Below are 16644 nucleotides of genomic sequence, written 5' to 3' on the forward strand. Positions count from 1 at the left end.
TGGGCAATGAGGAAAGCATACGCCATGAAAATTAGGAAAAGCTTAGGCTGTGTGAAAATTTGGCTCTATTTTAGTAAAGATATGCTCGCCCTCCAAGGGAGGAGGACGAGCAAATACCGTGCTTACTCCGAGGTTGGACAGGCCTTTTTCTCAGCACTTTCCACGCTTTCAGGCTTTTTTTTACGAGCCAGCGGCGTCCGCAGACGCTGTGCAATCACAACCCCTAGTAGAGCAATACCACCGCCGATGATGTGATAGCTATGCAGTTGCTCGTGTAGGAATGAAACGGCAATGATCGCGGTGAACACCGGCGTTAGGTTCATAAATATTGAAGCTTTATTGGCCCCTAGACGAACCACACCTTGTATCCAAAGGAACGGTGCAATAATAGACGCGGGGATCCCCGCAAATAATACCAGCGGAATATTTTGTGCATTCAAACTAACGTTATCGGTTAGCAGGAAATTCGGCAGGAGTAACAATACGCCAAATACAATTTGAATATAGAGCGACTGCCAATTCGGTAAATTGATATTCCAGCGTTTAGTGAGCACACCGTATAGCGCGTAGGATGCTGAGGCGGCAAACATCATCAATTCACCCGAACCAATGCCGTGTGTCAATAGCTCTTGTGGGTTGCCACCGCTGACTAACCAGACTAATCCGAAGAAGGACATTACGCTGCCCAACGCGATACCGACCGTGGGTACAATACGCAATAGCCAGATGCTGATAAGCACCGTTAGCAGTGGGATAAGCGAGCTTAAAATCCCCATAAATAATGCGCTGACACTGTGTGCGGCATAATAGGCCAGACTTTGGTATAGCACCATGCCCAGCAAACCCAAAATCAGCAGCTTACCGAGATGTGGCCGAATTGCTTTCCGGTTACGGACAACGCCAGGCAATACAAAGGGAGTTAACACCAGTAATGCTAATACCCAACGATAAAATGAGATGGCTGCGGGGTCGATAGCACCAGCAGAAACCTTACTGACAATGGCATTCATTGACCAAATCAGCACGGCAAAAAGTGGAAATAGTGCATTCATGATATTTCTTCTCAAAACATTATTGTCGACAACAGTGGCGACGAGCGTTAGTTTACGCGTGTCTGGTTTATTAGATATAGTGAAAAGCAGACAATGTTTAATGAAATCCAGACAAACTGAATTATCACTTAATGTTATTGAGGTGAAGAACTATGGCTGAACAGCGGATTTTTCCTTCTGATGAGGTGAGTTCAGTTCGTAATCTGTTTTTTCGCTGTGAAGAAGTGAATGCGGATACAGAGTATTTGCCGCACCACCATCCGTGGGGGCAACTCATTTATATCCGAACGGGAGTTTTGGCCCTTAACGTCGGCGATCAGCGTTTTCTCGCTCCGTCGAAATTTGCTGTATGGCTTCCCGCAGGCGTTGAACACTCGAGCTACAACCGGAAACTCTCCCAGTTTCGAACCACTAACATTAGCGCTCGCTTATGCGCAGACCTTCCGGCGGAGGCCTGTTTGCTCAATGTTAGTCCTTTGTTTAACGCCATTGTGGATAATTGCTTTGAGCGTGATTTGATATTTCCAGAAACGCGCGAAGATTTGAGATTATGCCGAGTTTTAGTCGATCAGCTTAAACAAGCCCCCGTGCATCAGACTTACTTACCTTCCTCGCAGGATAAATTCTTAGCTCCAGTGCTGCGGATGCTCGAATGCTGTCCTTCTGATAATACGCCGCTAAGCGTATGGGCTCAGCGCGTATATACCACGGAGCGGACTTTATCACGCCGTTGCCAGATTGAGCTGGGTATGTCATTTAGTGAATGGCGTCAGCGGTTACGTTTTTTACACTCGTTGCCTTTGTTAGAGCAGGGGAAAACGGTGCAGGAAGTTGCACTTGAGGTGGGATACAGTTCTTCCTCTGCGTTTATCGTCATGTTCCAGCAGATCTCCGGTACCACGCCTGAGCGTTACCGAAAAGTGAGTTGATCAGCCAATGCGTGCTGACTTATTTGGGCTCGCTTCGCTTTTGGTGGCAAAATAGTAGTTCAATCATTTTCTTATTTACGCAGTGCTGAGCACCGGCGGGAGAAACACGTGAAAATTCTGGTCGATGAAAACATGCCTTATGCGGGCGAACTGTTTAGCCGTTTAGGGGCCGTACAAGCGGTGCGTGGGCGTCCGTTGCCTGCAGAAGCACTAGTGGGTGCGGATGCGCTGATGGTGCGTTCGGTGACTAAAGTGAACGCAGACTTACTGAGTGGCACGAGTGTGCGTTTTGTTGGCACCGCCACGGCTGGCACCGATCACGTTGATGACCGCTGGTTAAGCGAGCAGGGTATTGGTTTTTCGGCGGCTCCCGGCTGTAATGCGATAGCGGTAGTGGAGTACGTGTTTTCGTCTTTAATGATGCTGGCCGAACGCGATGGTTTTGACCTGCGAGATAAAACCGTTGGTATCGTCGGCGTAGGTAATGTCGGGTCTCGTTTGAATAACCGACTCAAGGCTTTAGGTGTGCAAACGCTGTTGTGCGATCCTCCTCGTGCGGCTAGAGGCGATGTTGAAACTTTTTATCCCTTAGATAAGTTGGTGCAGGACGCCGATATCCTGACTTTCCACACGCCGCTGAATAAAACCGGTAGTGATAAAACGCTGCATCTCGTTGATGCCGACTTGCTCGCTGTATTACCTGACAATCGTATTTTGATTAACGCGGCGCGTGGCCCTATTGTCGATAACTCTGCTTTGCTAGCGGCGCTGAAAAACGGTAAAAAGCTGAGTGTAATTTTGGACGTGTGGGAACCCGAGCCTGAGTTGTCATTAGAGCTGTTGGATCTGGTTGATATCGGTACGCCGCATATCGCTGGTTACAGCTTAGAAGGTAAAGCCCGCGGCACGACTCAGGTGTTTGAAGCCTACAGCGAATTTTTAGGGCAGCCGCAACACGTTGCTTTAAGCGAGCTCCTACCTGTGCCGGAAATTGCTAGCGTACGTGTTCATGGCGCATTGGATCAGGCAAAACTCAAACGTCTGATGCATCTGGTGTATGATGTGCGCCGCGATGATGCTCCGCTGCGTCGTGTGGCGGGGCAGGCTGGCGAATTTGATCGCTTGCGTAAACATTATCAAGAACGCCGCGAGTGGTCTTCACTGTGCGTCCTATGTGACGACAGCGTGAGCGTTGAGCTACTGAGAGCGCTAGGATTTAGCGCTGAACTGGCCTAGCCGACGGCGATGGCCTCATCCCTTTATTGGGGATAAAAAAACCGGTACTGAAACGTTATCTAAGGTTTGGCTAAGCTTCATCGACTAATTTTGAACTAAGGTTTTTTCCAGCGCCCGTTTTGCTTACTTAAGTGATGTCGGGCGCTCTGTATTTTTGCTTTGGGAGAAGAACATGACTGACGGCTGGAATATCGCCTTATTAGGAGCAACCGGTGCTGTAGGCAGCGCACTGTTGGAACAGTTGGCGGAACGAGAATTCCCTGTGGGTGAACTATTCCCATTGGCTAGCGAACGTAGCGCGGGTGAATCCATTCGCTTTAACGGTAAACAAATTCTGGTAGAAAACGCCGCTGAGTTTGACTGGTCACAAGTGCAACTTGCGTTCTTTGTCGCGGGGACGGAAGCGTCTCTGCGCTATGCGGAAGAGGCGGGTAATGCAGGCTGTCTGGTCATTGATAGTAGCGATGCCTTTGCTATGGAGCACGATGTTCCTTTGGTTGTGCCAAGCGTTAATCCACAGGCGCTGTCAGAGTATCGCAACCGCAATCTGGTCGTAGTGGCCGATAGCCTCGTTAGCCAATTGTTAACCGCAATTCGCCCGTTGACCGATGAGGCCGGCTTGGCACGCATTCATGTCACGAGCCTGCTATCGGCTTCCGCCCACGGTAAAGCTGCGGTAGACGAGTTAGCCGGACAGAGCGCGCGTTTGCTGAATGGTATTCCATTCGAACCTGGTTTATTCCAGAAACAACTGGCATTTAACCTGCTCCCTCTGGTATCTGATGCTCAGGGTAGCGTGCGTGAAGAGCGCCGTGTGGTTGATCAGGTTCGTAAAGTTCTACAGGATGAAAGCCTACCGATGTCGGTGAGCGTCATTCAGTCTCCGGTATTCTATGGTCACGCTCAGACCGTACATATTGAGACTCAACGCCCGATATCTGCTGAAGAAGCACGCGATGTTTTCGGTCGTTTAGAGAGTATCGAACTCAGCGAAGAGAATGATTATCCAACGCAGGTGGGGGATGCTTCTGGCAACCCACTGTTGAGCATCGGCTGTGTGCGTAATGACTATGGTTCCCCTGATGTCGTGCAGTTCTGGTCAGTCGCGGATAACGTGCGTTTTGGTGGTGCTTTGATGGCTATCGAGACTGCGGAGCGCCTGATTCAGGAGTACATGTACTAATGTCTGAAGCGTCAATCTCCGGCGAGTTGATACCCATGACAGAATCTGAGGTTCTGTCTGCGAAGCCTGTGTACAAGATAGCCCTCGGCATTGAATATGACGGCAGTCAGTATGCTGGATGGCAGCGTCAGTCGGACGCCCCGAGCGTGCAAGAGTGCTTAGAGAAGGCGTTGAGCAAAGTGGCCTGTGAGCCCATTACGGTATCCTGCGCCGGTCGAACCGACGCCGGTGTGCATGCGACAGGGCAAGTGGTGCATTTCGAAACACATGTGGCGCGGAAAGACGCGGCATGGACAATGGGCGTGAATACGCACATGCCGAAAGATATCGCTGTACGTTGGGTAAAAAGCGTCAGTGAGGATTTTCATGCGCGATTTAGCGCTACGGCTCGCCGTTATCGTTATGTCATCTACAATCATCGCTATCGTCAGGCGGTTTTGCAAAATGGGCTGACTCATTTTTACCATCATTTGGACGCTGAACGCATGGAGCGGGCAGGGCAGGCGTTGCTGGGAGAGAATGATTTTACCTCTTTCCGCGCGTCACAATGCCAGTCGCGCACGCCGTGGCGAAATGTGTCACATCTGAAGGTCACCCGTTTGGGCGATTACGTGATCGTAGACATCAAAGCCAACGCTTTTGTGCACCACATGGTGCGTAATATCGTGGGGAGCTTGATGGAGATTGGCTGTGGTAATCAGCCTGAAAGCTGGATGGCCGAGCTGCTGGCGGCGAAAGATCGTAAGCTGGCGGCGGCAACGGCCAAAGCGGCGGGTCTTTATCTGGTTTCAGTTGATTACCCTGAGCACTTTGATTTGCCAAAGGTTTCGATGGGGCCGCTGTTTCTCGCTGACTAAATGTGGTGGCTTAGATTTTTAGCTGGTGGAATTGACCAGCACTGTTTATGGAGAGTGAAGTGCCATGGAATATATTCAATGGATAATCGACTTTATCCTGCACATTGATGTGCATTTAGCGGAACTCGTTGCGCAGTATGGCGTTTGGGTTTATGCCATTCTGTTCCTGATCCTGTTCTGCGAAACCGGTTTGGTCGTGACGCCATTCCTGCCGGGTGACTCTTTGCTTTTTGTTGCCGGTGCTCTCGCGGCGTTGCCCACTAACGATCTCAATGTGCATACCATGGTCGCTTTAATGATCGCGGCGGCAATTATTGGCGATGCGGTTAACTATACGATTGGTCGCCTGTTTGGTGCGAAGCTGTTTAGCAATCCCAACTCTAAAATTTTTCGCCGCAGCTATCTGGATAAAACCCATGCGTTTTATGACAAACACGGCGGAAAAACCATTATTTTGGCGCGATTTGTTCCAATAGTGCGTACTTTTGCACCGTTTGTGGCGGGGATGGGGCATATGTCATATCGCCATTTCGCCATGTATAACGTGATTGGTGCGTTGCTGTGGGTGCTGTTGTTCACCTATGCCGGTTATCTGTTCGGTAACGTACCGGTCGTACAGGAAAACTTGAAACTGCTGATCGTCGCGATTATTGTGCTTTCTATTCTGCCGGGAGTGATTGAGGTTTGGCGTCATAAACGTGCAGCGAAAAAGTCAGCATCTTCTGACAGTCATCTATAGGGTGCTGTCACAGTTGGAAAATAAAATGCGTTTATTGTTCACCCGGAGTGTTCAATAAATGTAAACTCCACGCGGTTCGACCAGTTTTTTATCCACAGAGTCGAACCGTTGTGGTTTAATGAACGGCATTTATGGTCTGTTCCTGCTGGTTATCTTGAACCTTTTAGCGCGGTAAGCCTTTTGGCTAGTGGCCTAATTTGTGATTCAAGAAGGGAAGGTTCTTCGCCGCGAGGAAAGGGCTTTGACCGAATTTTTATGGCATGAACAGAGGACTGGCATTTCGCCAGGTTCAAACAGAAAGGTCATCGATGAGCTGGATTGAACGAATTCTTAACAAAAGTAATATCACGCAAACCCGTAAGGCGAGCATTCCTGAAGGTGTCTGGACTAAATGCGATAGCTGCGGTCAGGTACTTTATCGCGCCGAGCTGGAGCGTAATCTAGACGTTTGCCCTAAGTGTGATCACCACATGCGCATGTCTGCACGTATGCGTTTGCATACTTTGCTGGACGAAGGCAGTGAGGTTGAATTAGGCAGCGAGCTGGAGCCTAAGGATATTCTTAAGTTTAAGGACTCCAAAAAATATAAAGATCGCATCTCTGCGGCGCAAAAAGAAACCGGTGAAAAAGACGCATTAATTGTGATGAAAGGTACGCTGAAAGGTATGCCTGTGGTTGCTGCGTCTTTTGAATTCTCCTTTATGGGCGGTTCAATGGCTTCTGTGGTGGGTGCGCGCTTTGTGCGTGCGGTTGAGCAGGCATTGGAAGATAACTGTGCGCTGATTTGTTTCTCTGCCAGCGGCGGTGCCCGTATGCAGGAAGCACTGATGTCTCTGATGCAGATGGCAAAAACCAGTGCTGCATTAGCTAAGCTGCAAGAACGCGGTCTGCCCTATATCTCCGTGCTGACCGATCCGACAATGGGTGGGGTTTCAGCCAGTCTGGCCATGCTGGGCGACATTAATGTGGCTGAGCCTAAAGCGCTAATCGGCTTTGCGGGACCGCGTGTTATTGAGCAAACCGTCCGTGAAAAGTTGCCACCAGGCTTCCAGCGCAGCGAATTCCTGATCGAAAAAGGTGCGATCGATATGATTGTGCGTCGTCCGGAAATGCGCGATAAACTGGCCAGTCTTGTGGCTAAAATGACGGGGCAGCCAGAACCTGTCAGCAACGAAATCGTTCGTGAAGTTCCTGTTGACGGCGAGACTCAAGAATAGGTTTGCCCTGCAGTTCCTTTATCTGAAACGTTTGGCGTGGCATCAGGGCTTTGCCCCATTTCGATGCAGCTTCAATGATGCAGGATAAAGCCATAGCCCCCGTCCTGGGGGCTATGTTGACTTCTTGAACCGGTATGAACGGGACTCATGAACGATCAATGACTATGAATAATCTCCCAATTCCCCAAGCCACATCGCCATTAGCTGATTGGCTGCACTATCTCGAACACCTGCATACTAAAGCGATTGAGCTAGGGCTTGACCGAGTTAAACGCGTTGCTGAAAACCTTGATCTCCTTAAACCCGCACCAACGGTATTTACCGTCGCTGGCACCAATGGCAAAGGCACAACTTGTCGCACGCTAGAGGCCATTTTAATGGCTGCCGGCTACCGAGTGGGTGTTTATAGTTCGCCGCATCTGTTGCGTTACACCGAACGTGTGCGTATTCAAGGCGAAGAGCTCAGCGAAGCCGAACATTGCCGCTCATTTGCCGCGTTAGAAGCAGGACGTGGCGATATTTCTCTGACCTATTTTGAATATGGCACCTTGTCAGCGTTGCAGCTGTTTAAACAGTCTGCTCTGGACGTGGTTATCCTCGAAGTCGGGTTAGGGGGGCGTTTAGATGCGACCAATATTGTTGATCCCAGCGTTGCGGTGGTCACCAGCATTGCTCTGGATCATACCGACTGGTTAGGGCCTGATAGAGAAAGTATTGGTCGTGAAAAAGCGGGTATCTTCCGTGCGGGTATTCCGGCGATTGTGGGTGAGCCTGATATGCCGCTGACTATCGCAGAGGTCGCCGCTGAAAAGGGCGCGAAGCTTTATCGTCGCGGAGCAGACTGGAACTTCAGCGTAACCGATCGCGATTGGCAATGGCATGATGCAGATAAAACGTGGTCGCATTTACCTTTACCGAAGGTGCCGTTGCCGAATGCCGCTACCGCGTTAGCGGCGCTGCGCCATTGTTCGCTGAGCATCGATGACGCCGCTATCCGTCAGGGATTAGATTCGGCATTATTACCGGGACGCTTCCAAATCGTCCGCGAGCAGCCTTTGTTAATTCTGGATGTGGCGCATAATCCTCATGCGGCAGGATATTTGGCGGGACGCTTACAGCAGTTGCTCGAGCAGCGTCCATCGACGCAACCCCGTCATCTGCGCGCGGTGGTTGGCATGTTAGAAGATAAAGACATTGCGGGAACGCTAGAGTGTCTGAAACCTTTAATCCATGATTGGTACTGTGCTCCGCTAGAGGGGCCACGTGGCGCTCCTGTTGAACGCTTGGCTGAACATTTAGATGAACCTAATGTGTTTGCCGACGTCGAAAGTGCATGGAGAAAAGCAATGCAGGATGCTGCTCCACAGGATATCGTGATTGTTTGTGGTTCGTTCCATACTGTCGCGCATGTTATGGCGGCATTAGAAACGGAGAACGCGAGTGGCGAGTAAGTTTCAAAACCGACTTGTTGGCACGATCATTATCGTTGCGCTGGGTGTGATTGTGTTGCCTGGCTTGTTAGATGGCCAGAAAAAGCATTATCAGGATGAGTTTGGGGCGATCCCCTTAGTGCCTAAACCGGGCGAGGACGATCCCACTGATGTTATCCCTCCGGTCACACAACCTCTGAGCGAAACACCTCTGCTACCGCAGGAAGGTGCGAATGCGCAGATACCTCAAGAGAGTGGCAATGTTCCTAATCAGGATCGCGATAGTGTCAATATGACATCGCCTTCTAATGTCCAGCAAGGGCGCGGTGAGGTCGTTGATCTCAAGCCAGTGGAAAGCAAGCCTGTAGAGCAACCTAAACCGGTGAAAAAACCGGTGGAGAAGCCAAAGCCGGTCGAACCTCCTAAGATGGTTGAGGCTAAGCCCAAGCCGGTTGAAAAAACCGTGGAGCAGCCAAAAACTGTCGAGCAGTCTAAACCCGTAGAACAACCGAAGCCCGCTGAGCAACCTAAAGCCGCCGCTGTACCAGAAGAAAAAGCGCCTGCAGGGCAAGCATATGTGGTGCAGCTTGGCGCATTACGTAATGCGTCTAAGGCGAGTGAAATCGTGGCGAAGCTGCGTTTGTCTGGCTATCGCGCCTATACGGTTCCTGCAACGCCGGTTCAAGGGGAAATTACTCGCTTGTTTGTGGGGCCTGATGCCTCCAAACAAAAACTGGAATCTGCTTTGCCTGAGCTCAACAGCATCAGTGGGTTGAATGGTCAGGTGCGCAGCTATAGTGGTAAGTAGTCATTATGTAGACGCGGATTTACCGTGAAATGAACGGCGTTTGTTTTTCCAACAGCTTTGTCCTCAGTTATGGGGGCAGGGCTGTTGTTACATCTGGGAGTTGGTCTGACCGGAAGCATTGGCCGGATCTATGCCAAATTTTTATGAGAATAAAATTTGCGAACAGGAAGGGAAATCCTCTACGCAAACGTTTTCTTTTTCTGTTAGAATTCGCCGCGAACTGGATGCCGAGGCAATTCTTGGATTGGAATGGTCATGGTTTGGATTGATTGGGTCATTATTGGCATCATCGGATTTTCGGCGTTAGTTAGCCTGATTCGAGGATTTGTGCGAGAAGCGTTGTCACTGGTTACATGGGGGGCCGCGTTCTTTGTCGCCAGCCATTTCTATACCTATCTCGCCGTCTACTTCACCCGTTTTGAAGATGCGCTGGTGCGCAACGGCATTGCGATTGCCATTTTGTTTGTTGCAACGCTGATTGTCGGAGCCATTGTTAACTATGTGATTGGTTCGTTGGTGGAGCGAACCGGACTGAGCGGAACCGACCGTGTACTAGGGATTTGCTTTGGTGCGCTACGTGGAGTGCTGATTGTGTCAGCGCTACTGTTCTTTCTGGATACCTTTACCTCGATGGCACAAAGTGCGGACTGGAAACAGTCGCAGCTCATCCCGCAGTTCAGTTACATTATCAGGTGGTTCTTTGACTACCTGCAGAGCACGTCGAGTTTCATACCGGAGCATTTGCCTTCTATTCCGCTCCCGCTCCGGTAACGCTGATGAGGAAATGACAACATGTGCGGTATTGTCGGTATCGCCGGTTTTACACCGGTAAACCAGTCGATTTATGATGCGTTAACGGTGCTTCAACACCGTGGGCAAGATGCCGCAGGCATCGTCACTATTGATGCCAATAATGGCTTCCGTTTGCGTAAAGCGAACGGGTTGGTGAAAGATGTGTTTGAAGCACGGCATATGCTCCGCCTGCAAGGCAATATGGGTATCGGCCACGTTCGTTACCCAACGGCAGGCAGCTCTAGCGCATCTGAGGCGCAGCCGTTTTATGTTAACTCCCCGTTTGGTATTACCTTGGCTCACAACGGTAATCTGACGAATGCGCACGAACTTAAGCAGAAATTGTTTGAGCGTGCGCGTCGCCACGTCAATACCACTTCTGACTCTGAAATCTTGCTCAATATCTTTGCTCATGAGCTGGATCGTTTTGATCATTATCCGCTGGAAGTTGATAACGTATTTGCAGCGGTTGCGGCGACGCATCAGCAAATTCGTGGCGCTTATGCCTGCGTACTGATGATCATCGGCCACGGCATGGTGGCGTTTCGCGATCCAAACGGCATTCGTCCGTTGGTGATCGGTAAACGCGATCTGGAAGATGGCCGAGTAGAATATATGGTCGCTTCCGAAAGCGTGGCTCTGGATACGCTGGGCTTCGAATTCATCCGTGATGTTGCACCGGGTGAAGCGATTTATGTTACTGAGAAAGGGCAGTTATTTACCCGCCAGTGTGCCGATAATCCGAAGAGCAATCCTTGTCTGTTTGAGTATGTCTACTTTGCTCGTCCAGATTCCTTTATCGATAAGATTTCTGTCTACAGTGCACGTGTGCGAATGGGGCAGAAGCTGGGGGCAAAAATTGCCCGTGAGTGGGAGGATTTGGATATTGATGTGGTTATCCCGATCCCTGAAACCTCATGTGATATCGCGCTAGAAATCGCTCGTATTCTGGATAAGCCTTATCGTCAGGGATTTGTTAAAAATCGCTACGTAGGCCGCACCTTTATCATGCCAGGCCAGCAGGAACGCCGAAAATCAGTGCGTCGCAAGCTTAACGCCAATCGTGCTGAATTCCGTGACAAAAATGTGCTGTTGGTTGATGACTCTATCGTACGTGGTACGACTTCCCAACAGATTATGGAAATGGCTCGGGAGGCGGGTGCGAAGAAGGTTTATCTAGCATCGGCTGCGCCGGAAATCCGTTTCCCTAACGTATATGGCATCGATATGCCAAACGCTAATGAGCTGATTGCACACGGGCGTGAAGTGAACGAAATTGCGAAAATCATTGGCGCTGATGGCCTGATTTTCCAAGATCTGAACGATCTCATCGAAGCCGTGCGTGAAGAGAATCCCGATATTGAGCAGTTTGAGTGCTCAGTATTTAACGGGATTTATGTCACCAAGGATGTGGATCAAGGCTACCTCGATTATCTGCAGTCGCTGCGCAGTGATGATGCAAAAGCGATACGCGGTCAGGAAGAAGCTGAAAATCTTGAGATGCATAATGAGGGGTAATTGCCTCTGCAAGCCATGTTAGATTGGCATTCTATTTTTAGCATCTGCTCGCATTTGGCCGCATTGACTATGTAGTTAATGAGTCATAAATTATTTATGTCCTATCTGCCCTGCATGGTGAAATTTACGTTGAAGTAGATTTTCACCATGCAGGTTTTTTTGTCTTGCGATAGTCCCAAAATGGGATAAGATTCACTTGTCCCAGAATGGGACTCATGGATGTTATGATGCCCATACCATAGAAATGGAGTGGTAGATGAATATTCGCCCAATCCGTAATGAGCAAGATTACAAAGCCGCTTTGAAAGAGGCCGCACGACTCTTTGAAAATCCCCCTGAGCCAAATACGCCGGAAGGGGATCAACTCGAAGTTATGCTTACGCTTATAGAGTCATACGAATCTAAGCACTTTCCCGTGGAGCTTCCCGATCCGGTTGAAGCCATTAAGTTTCGCATGGAGCAGTCAGGCTTGACGGTTCGTGATCTGACTGCGGCCATTGGGCATCCTAACCGTGTCTATGAAGTGTTGAATCGTAAACGTAATTTAACGTTACCGATGATTCGCCGTTTGCACTCCTTGTTTGGTATTCCAGCTGAGTGTCTGATTAAATCCACCAAAGTAGGCCAACACTCATGAAACGTTTAATCATCGGTATTTCTGGCGCCAGCGGCGTGATTTATGGCGTGCGTATGCTGGAAGTATTGCGCGGCGTGCCTGATATCGAAACTCATCTGATCATGAGCAATGCCGCACGGCAGACTCTGGCACTAGAAACCGATCTCCAACTGCGCGATGTACAGAGCCTTGCTGACGTGGTGCATGATGCGCGTGATATTGCCGCCAGTATCTCTTCGGGTTCGTTTAAAACCGCAGGTATGGTCATCTTACCGTGCTCGATGAAAACGCTGTCTGGTATTGTTCATAGCTATACCGATAACTTATTGACGCGAGCGGCAGACGTGGTGCTTAAGGAGCGCCGCCGTTTAGTGCTTTGTGTGCGTGAAACTCCGCTACATTTAGGCCATCTGCGCATGATGACCACGGCAGCAGAACTCGGCGCGATCGTGATGCCGCCAGTTCCCGCGTTTTATCATCGTCCACAGACGTTGCAAGATATCGTCGATCAAACGGTTAACCGCGTGATCGATCAGTTTGATATCGAGATTTCACAAGATCTCTTCACCCGCTGGGACGGCGGACATAAATCGCAGTAACACTTGTGCAACATTAGTGCGTTTTTGCAACATCGATCACTTTTGGTGCATAAAGTCTAATTTTCCCTCCTCAGGACCTGTCGTTTTGTCATTGCTGCTCTATCTTTGCTAAAGCAAAGCTGAGTGGCTCACTTCATTGATATCAGCGGTGTTCCGCATCCTTAGAATCGTTCCTTTGAGGATGCTGGCTCACCGCTTGCGTGTATCACGGGGTGAGTCAATGGGTATGGCATGAAATCTGCTACAGCTTTCAATGCGAGCCGAGCTTTCGCATAAATAACAATTTTAAGTCGATACATTGAGTTCGACAGACTGCAAACAACACAACGACATCACAACCATAAAACGTTTCCTTGAGGGTAAAGTATGAAGAAGCAGGTATTAGCAGTATCTCTAGTTTTAGCGATGGTTGGCTCTTCAAGCGTTTTTGCGGCGGTTCCGGATCATCTCAGAGTGGGCACCGATCCGACCTATGCACCGTTTTCTTCCAAAAATCCTCAAGGACAACTGGTGGGATTTGATATCGACTTAGCCAAAGAGTTGTGTAAACGCATCAATACTCAATGTACGTTTGTAGAGAGTGATTTCGATGCCCTGATCCCATCTCTGAAAGCCAAGAAGATCGACACCATCATTTCTTCCCTATCGATTACCGAAAAGCGCCAAAAGGAAATTGCTTTTACCGAGAAGCTCTACGCAGCAGATTCTCGCTTAGTAGCGGCTAAAGGTTCTCCTATTCAGCCAACGTTGGAGTCATTGAAAGGTAAACACGTCGGGGTACTGCAAGGTTCTACGCAGGAAACTTATGCGAATCAGCACTGGCGTCCGCAGGGTGTGGACGTGGTGCCGTATCAGAATCAGGATTTAATCTACGCTGATTTAGCGGCGGGCCGTATCGATGCGGCTTTCCAAGATGAAGTTGCCGCTAGCGAAGGCTTCTTGAAACAGCCAGTGGGCAAAGACTATGCCTTTGCAGGCCCATCGGTGAAAGACAACGCAATTTTTGGCGTAGGTACAGGCATGGGGTTGCGTAAGGATGATGCCGATTTGAAGGTTGCCTTGGATAAAGCCTTCGATTCGATGCGTAAAGATGGCACCTATGACAAGTTTGCTAAGAAGTATTTCGACTTTAACGTCTACGGCGGTTAATCCGAGGTGAGACATCCACCGTATTTTGTGCGGTGGGTGTCTGTGGGTTAAGTTTTTTCGCTATGAAATGGCAGGCTGAAGATGCTACAAGGCTACTCTCAACTCATTTTAAATGGTGCACTAGTGACGCTTGAGCTTGCGGTAAGCTCGGTGCTGCTTGCGGTGGCCATAGGCTTGCTCGGTGCGGCGGCAAAGCTCTCTCGTTCGTCTGTTCTGACGACGATTTTTGAAGGTTACACCACGCTTATTCGAGGCGTACCGGATCTTGTCCTGATGCTGCTGATCTTTTATGGCTTGCAGATGGTTTTAAACCAAATAACGGATTTACTCGGCTGGCCGCAGTTTAATATCGATCCGCTGGTTGCCGGCGTGATCACTCTGGGCTTTATCTATGGCGCTTATTTTACGGAAACGTTTCGCGGTGCCTTTATGGCTGTACCAAAAGGTCAGATCGAAGCGGCAACGTCGCTGGGATTTTCCGCCAGCAAAATTTTCCGTCGTATTTTATTCCCAGCCATGATGCGCTATGCGTTACCGGGCATCGGTAATAACTGGCAGGTGATTTTAAAAGCCACAGCGTTAGTTTCTTTGTTAGGTTTGGACGATTTAGTCAAAGCCACTCAGATTGCTGGCAAAGGTACTTGGCAGCCATTCTATTTTGCCATCGTGGCGGGTGCGATCTATTTGCTCTTTACCACGGTGTCGAATGGTGTGCTGCTGATGCTCGAGAAACGCTACTCTGCGGGTGTGAGAAGGGCAGAACTATGAATGAAATTATTCATGAGTATTGGAAATCGCTGATTTGGACGGATGGCTTTCGCTTCACCGGAATCGCGATTACGCTGTGGTTGTTGATTGCTTCGGTGGTGATGGGCGGAATACTGGCCGTTTTTCTCTCCGTGGCTAGGGTTTCCCCAAAACGTTGGATTTCGATGCCGGTATGGTTGTTTACCTGGGTCTTTCGTGGCACTCCGCTGTATGTGCAACTGCTGGTGTTTTACTCTGGGATGTACACGCTGGAAATAGTCAAAGGTACCGAGATGCTCAATGCATTTTTCCGCAGCGGGCTGAACTGTACTTTACTGGCGTTAACGCTGAATACCTGCGCCTATACCACCGAAATCTTCGCTGGAGCGATCCGTGCGGTACCCCATGGTGAAATCGAAGCCGCGAATGCTTATGGGTTTTCACGTTTTAAGCTTTACCGATGCATTATTTTACCTTCTGCGTTACGTACGGCATTACCTGCATACAGTAATGAAGTGATTCTGATGCTGCACTCGACCGCACTGGCGTTTACCGCGACGGTACCGGATTTGCTGAAAGTGGCTCGTGATATCAATTCCGCAACTTATCAGCCTTTCACCGCGTTTGGCATTGCGGCCGTGCTATATCTGATTATCTCTTACGTGCTCATCAGGTTGTTCCGCAAAGCGGAAAAACGCTGGATGGCCCATGTTAATCCCTCACTTTCTCACTGAGCTGCCGTTGATGAATCCAACCAAACTTAACGTAATAGAGCTGCATAAACGCTACGGTGACCACGAAGTGTTGAAAGGTGTGTCACTGACGGCAAAAGCCGGTGATGTGATCAGTATTATTGGCTCATCGGGATCGGGAAAGAGTACGTTTTTACGCTGCATTAATTTTTTGGAGAAACCGAGCGAGGGCACGATTGCTATTAACGGCACCGATATCGGTTTGGTACGTGATACTGACGGCCAGTTAAAAGTGGGTGATAAAAAGCAGCTTCGATTGTTGCGTACGCGCCTGACGATGGTGTTCCAGCATTTCAATTTATGGAGCCACATGACCGTGCTGGAAAACGTGATGGAGGCACCGATTCAGGTTCTTGGACTGAGTAAAGCGGAGGCGCATGAGAGAGCGATTCGCTACCTAGACAAAGTGGGTATTGATGAAAGAGCGCGAGGGAAATACCCGATCAATTTGTCTGGCGGTCAGCAACAACGTGTGTCTATCGCTCGTGCTTTAGCGATGGAGCCTGAAGTATTGCTATTTGATGAACCAACGTCGGCGCTCGATCCTGAATTGGTTGGTGAAGTATTACGCATTATGCAAAAGCTGGCCGAAGAGGGGAAAACGATGGTTGTGGTGACTCACGAGATGGGATTTGCTCGTCACGTGTCTAATCACGTCATTTTTTTGCATCAAGGGATAATCGAAGAACAAGGGCCGCCAGAGTTGGTGTTTGGTAACCCCAAAAGTGTGCGGCTACAGCAGTTTTTGTCGGGGGCATTGAAGTAGGGGGGATTGCTTAGGGCTGGGGAGTTTTGGGGCATAATAGCTACAGCAGCTCTATGCTAGATCTATGAAGGTTTTGTACGCCTGTCGTTTATGGGACGGTGGTGTAAAGTTTCGTACGCCTATTACACTGAAATCTACATGAACACCGTGCAGGCGTCCGAGCAAGGCGGCTCAATCGCCGCCGCCTTGCATCCGGGCTTGGCACCCCCTTCCAGCCCGCTGCGCGGGTTCCCTCGTTTCATCATTCCGGTCTT

17 protein-coding genes are annotated in these 16644 nt (G+C 49.6%); 16 read left to right on the forward strand and 1 reads right to left on the reverse strand.

The genetic code is table 11. The features are described from left to right. Nucleotides 1-122: 122 nt before the first annotated feature. On the reverse strand, nucleotides 123-1052 hold the full coding sequence (locus M988_RS06500) for a DMT family transporter (RefSeq protein WP_061059791.1): 930 nt from the start codon (nucleotides 1050-1052) through the stop codon (nucleotides 123-125). Nucleotides 1053-1204: 152 nt separating this feature from the next. On the opposite strand from M988_RS06500, the gene M988_RS06505 reads away from it, so the two are divergent. The 16 genes from M988_RS06505 to hisP all read left to right on the forward strand — a co-directional run bounded on the left by M988_RS06505 (nucleotide 1205) and on the right by hisP (nucleotide 16390). Then, nucleotides 1205-1981 carry an AraC family transcriptional regulator gene (locus tag M988_RS06505; RefSeq protein WP_064573357.1) on the forward strand — a complete coding sequence of 259 codons (777 nt, stop codon included), beginning with the start codon at nucleotides 1205-1207 and terminating at the stop codon, nucleotides 1979-1981. 108 nt (nucleotides 1982-2089) lie between these two features. Then, nucleotides 2090-3217 carry a 4-phosphoerythronate dehydrogenase PdxB gene (pdxB, locus tag M988_RS06510; protein ID WP_064573362.1) on the forward strand — a complete coding sequence of 376 codons (1128 nt, stop codon included), beginning with the start codon at nucleotides 2090-2092 and terminating at the stop codon, nucleotides 3215-3217. 172 nt (nucleotides 3218-3389) lie between these two features. Continuing rightward, nucleotides 3390-4400 carry an aspartate-semialdehyde dehydrogenase gene (locus M988_RS06515; protein WP_008814049.1) on the forward strand — a complete coding sequence of 337 codons (1011 nt, stop codon included), beginning with the start codon at nucleotides 3390-3392 and terminating at the stop codon, nucleotides 4398-4400. Nucleotides 4401-4435: 35 nt separating this feature from the next. Beyond that, complete coding sequence (gene truA / locus M988_RS06520) at nucleotides 4436-5257, forward strand: tRNA pseudouridine(38-40) synthase TruA (protein ID WP_061060436.1); 822 nt, start codon at nucleotides 4436-4438, stop codon at nucleotides 5255-5257. Between the two features lie 64 nt (nucleotides 5258-5321). Further along, nucleotides 5322-5996 carry a DedA family protein gene (locus M988_RS06525; protein ID WP_008814047.1) on the forward strand — a complete coding sequence of 225 codons (675 nt, stop codon included), beginning with the start codon at nucleotides 5322-5324 and terminating at the stop codon, nucleotides 5994-5996. Between the two features lie 308 nt (nucleotides 5997-6304). Continuing rightward, the gene (accD, locus tag M988_RS06530) at nucleotides 6305-7213 is read left to right on the forward strand and encodes an acetyl-CoA carboxylase, carboxyltransferase subunit beta (protein ID WP_008814046.1); all 909 of its coding nucleotides are present in this window, start codon (nucleotides 6305-6307) and stop codon (nucleotides 7211-7213) included. A 164-nt stretch (nucleotides 7214-7377) separates the two neighbouring features. Beyond that, nucleotides 7378-8664 carry a bifunctional tetrahydrofolate synthase/dihydrofolate synthase gene (gene folC, locus M988_RS06535; RefSeq protein ID WP_039185479.1) on the forward strand — a complete coding sequence of 429 codons (1287 nt, stop codon included), beginning with the start codon at nucleotides 7378-7380 and terminating at the stop codon, nucleotides 8662-8664. After that, nucleotides 8654-9451: a cell division protein DedD gene (dedD, locus tag M988_RS06540; RefSeq protein ID WP_008814044.1), complete on the forward strand. Its 798-nt coding sequence runs from the start codon at nucleotides 8654-8656 to the stop codon at nucleotides 9449-9451. The genes folC and dedD overlap by 11 nt, the downstream gene beginning before the upstream one ends. A gap of 255 nt (nucleotides 9452-9706) precedes the next feature. Further along, nucleotides 9707-10222 carry a colicin V production protein gene (cvpA, locus tag M988_RS06545; protein WP_008814043.1) on the forward strand — a complete coding sequence of 172 codons (516 nt, stop codon included), beginning with the start codon at nucleotides 9707-9709 and terminating at the stop codon, nucleotides 10220-10222. Between the two features lie 21 nt (nucleotides 10223-10243). Then, nucleotides 10244-11761: an amidophosphoribosyltransferase gene (gene purF, locus M988_RS06550; protein ID WP_004092690.1), complete on the forward strand. Its 1518-nt coding sequence runs from the start codon at nucleotides 10244-10246 to the stop codon at nucleotides 11759-11761. Between the two features lie 256 nt (nucleotides 11762-12017). Further along, a complete protein-coding gene (locus M988_RS06555) occupies nucleotides 12018-12398 on the forward strand; it encodes a helix-turn-helix domain-containing protein (protein ID WP_064573363.1) in 381 nt (126 codons plus the stop codon). After that, on the forward strand, nucleotides 12395-12976 hold the full coding sequence (locus tag M988_RS06560; protein WP_008814041.1) for a UbiX family flavin prenyltransferase: 582 nt from the start codon (nucleotides 12395-12397) through the stop codon (nucleotides 12974-12976). The genes M988_RS06555 and M988_RS06560 overlap by 4 nt, the downstream gene beginning before the upstream one ends. 366 nt (nucleotides 12977-13342) lie before the next feature. Then, complete coding sequence (gene hisJ / locus M988_RS06565; RefSeq protein WP_008814040.1) at nucleotides 13343-14125, forward strand: histidine ABC transporter substrate-binding protein HisJ; 783 nt, start codon at nucleotides 13343-13345, stop codon at nucleotides 14123-14125. A gap of 81 nt (nucleotides 14126-14206) precedes the next feature. Continuing rightward, nucleotides 14207-14893: a histidine ABC transporter permease HisQ gene (gene hisQ, locus M988_RS06570; RefSeq protein WP_061059793.1), complete on the forward strand. Its 687-nt coding sequence runs from the start codon at nucleotides 14207-14209 to the stop codon at nucleotides 14891-14893. Further along, complete coding sequence (locus M988_RS06575; RefSeq protein ID WP_039185427.1) at nucleotides 14890-15606, forward strand: ABC transporter permease; 717 nt, start codon at nucleotides 14890-14892, stop codon at nucleotides 15604-15606. Before hisQ ends, M988_RS06575 begins: the two co-directional genes overlap by 4 nt. Before the next feature lie 10 nt (nucleotides 15607-15616). After that, nucleotides 15617-16390, forward strand: a complete 774-nt coding sequence (hisP, locus tag M988_RS06580; protein WP_064573369.1) for a histidine ABC transporter ATP-binding protein HisP — start codon at nucleotides 15617-15619, stop codon at nucleotides 16388-16390. Nucleotides 16391-16644: the final 254 nt, after the last annotated feature.

The sequence above is a fragment of the Hafnia paralvei ATCC 29927 genome (genome assembly GCF_001655005.1).
In the GTDB taxonomy this organism is placed as follows: Bacteria; Pseudomonadota; Gammaproteobacteria; order Enterobacterales; family Enterobacteriaceae; genus Hafnia; species Hafnia paralvei.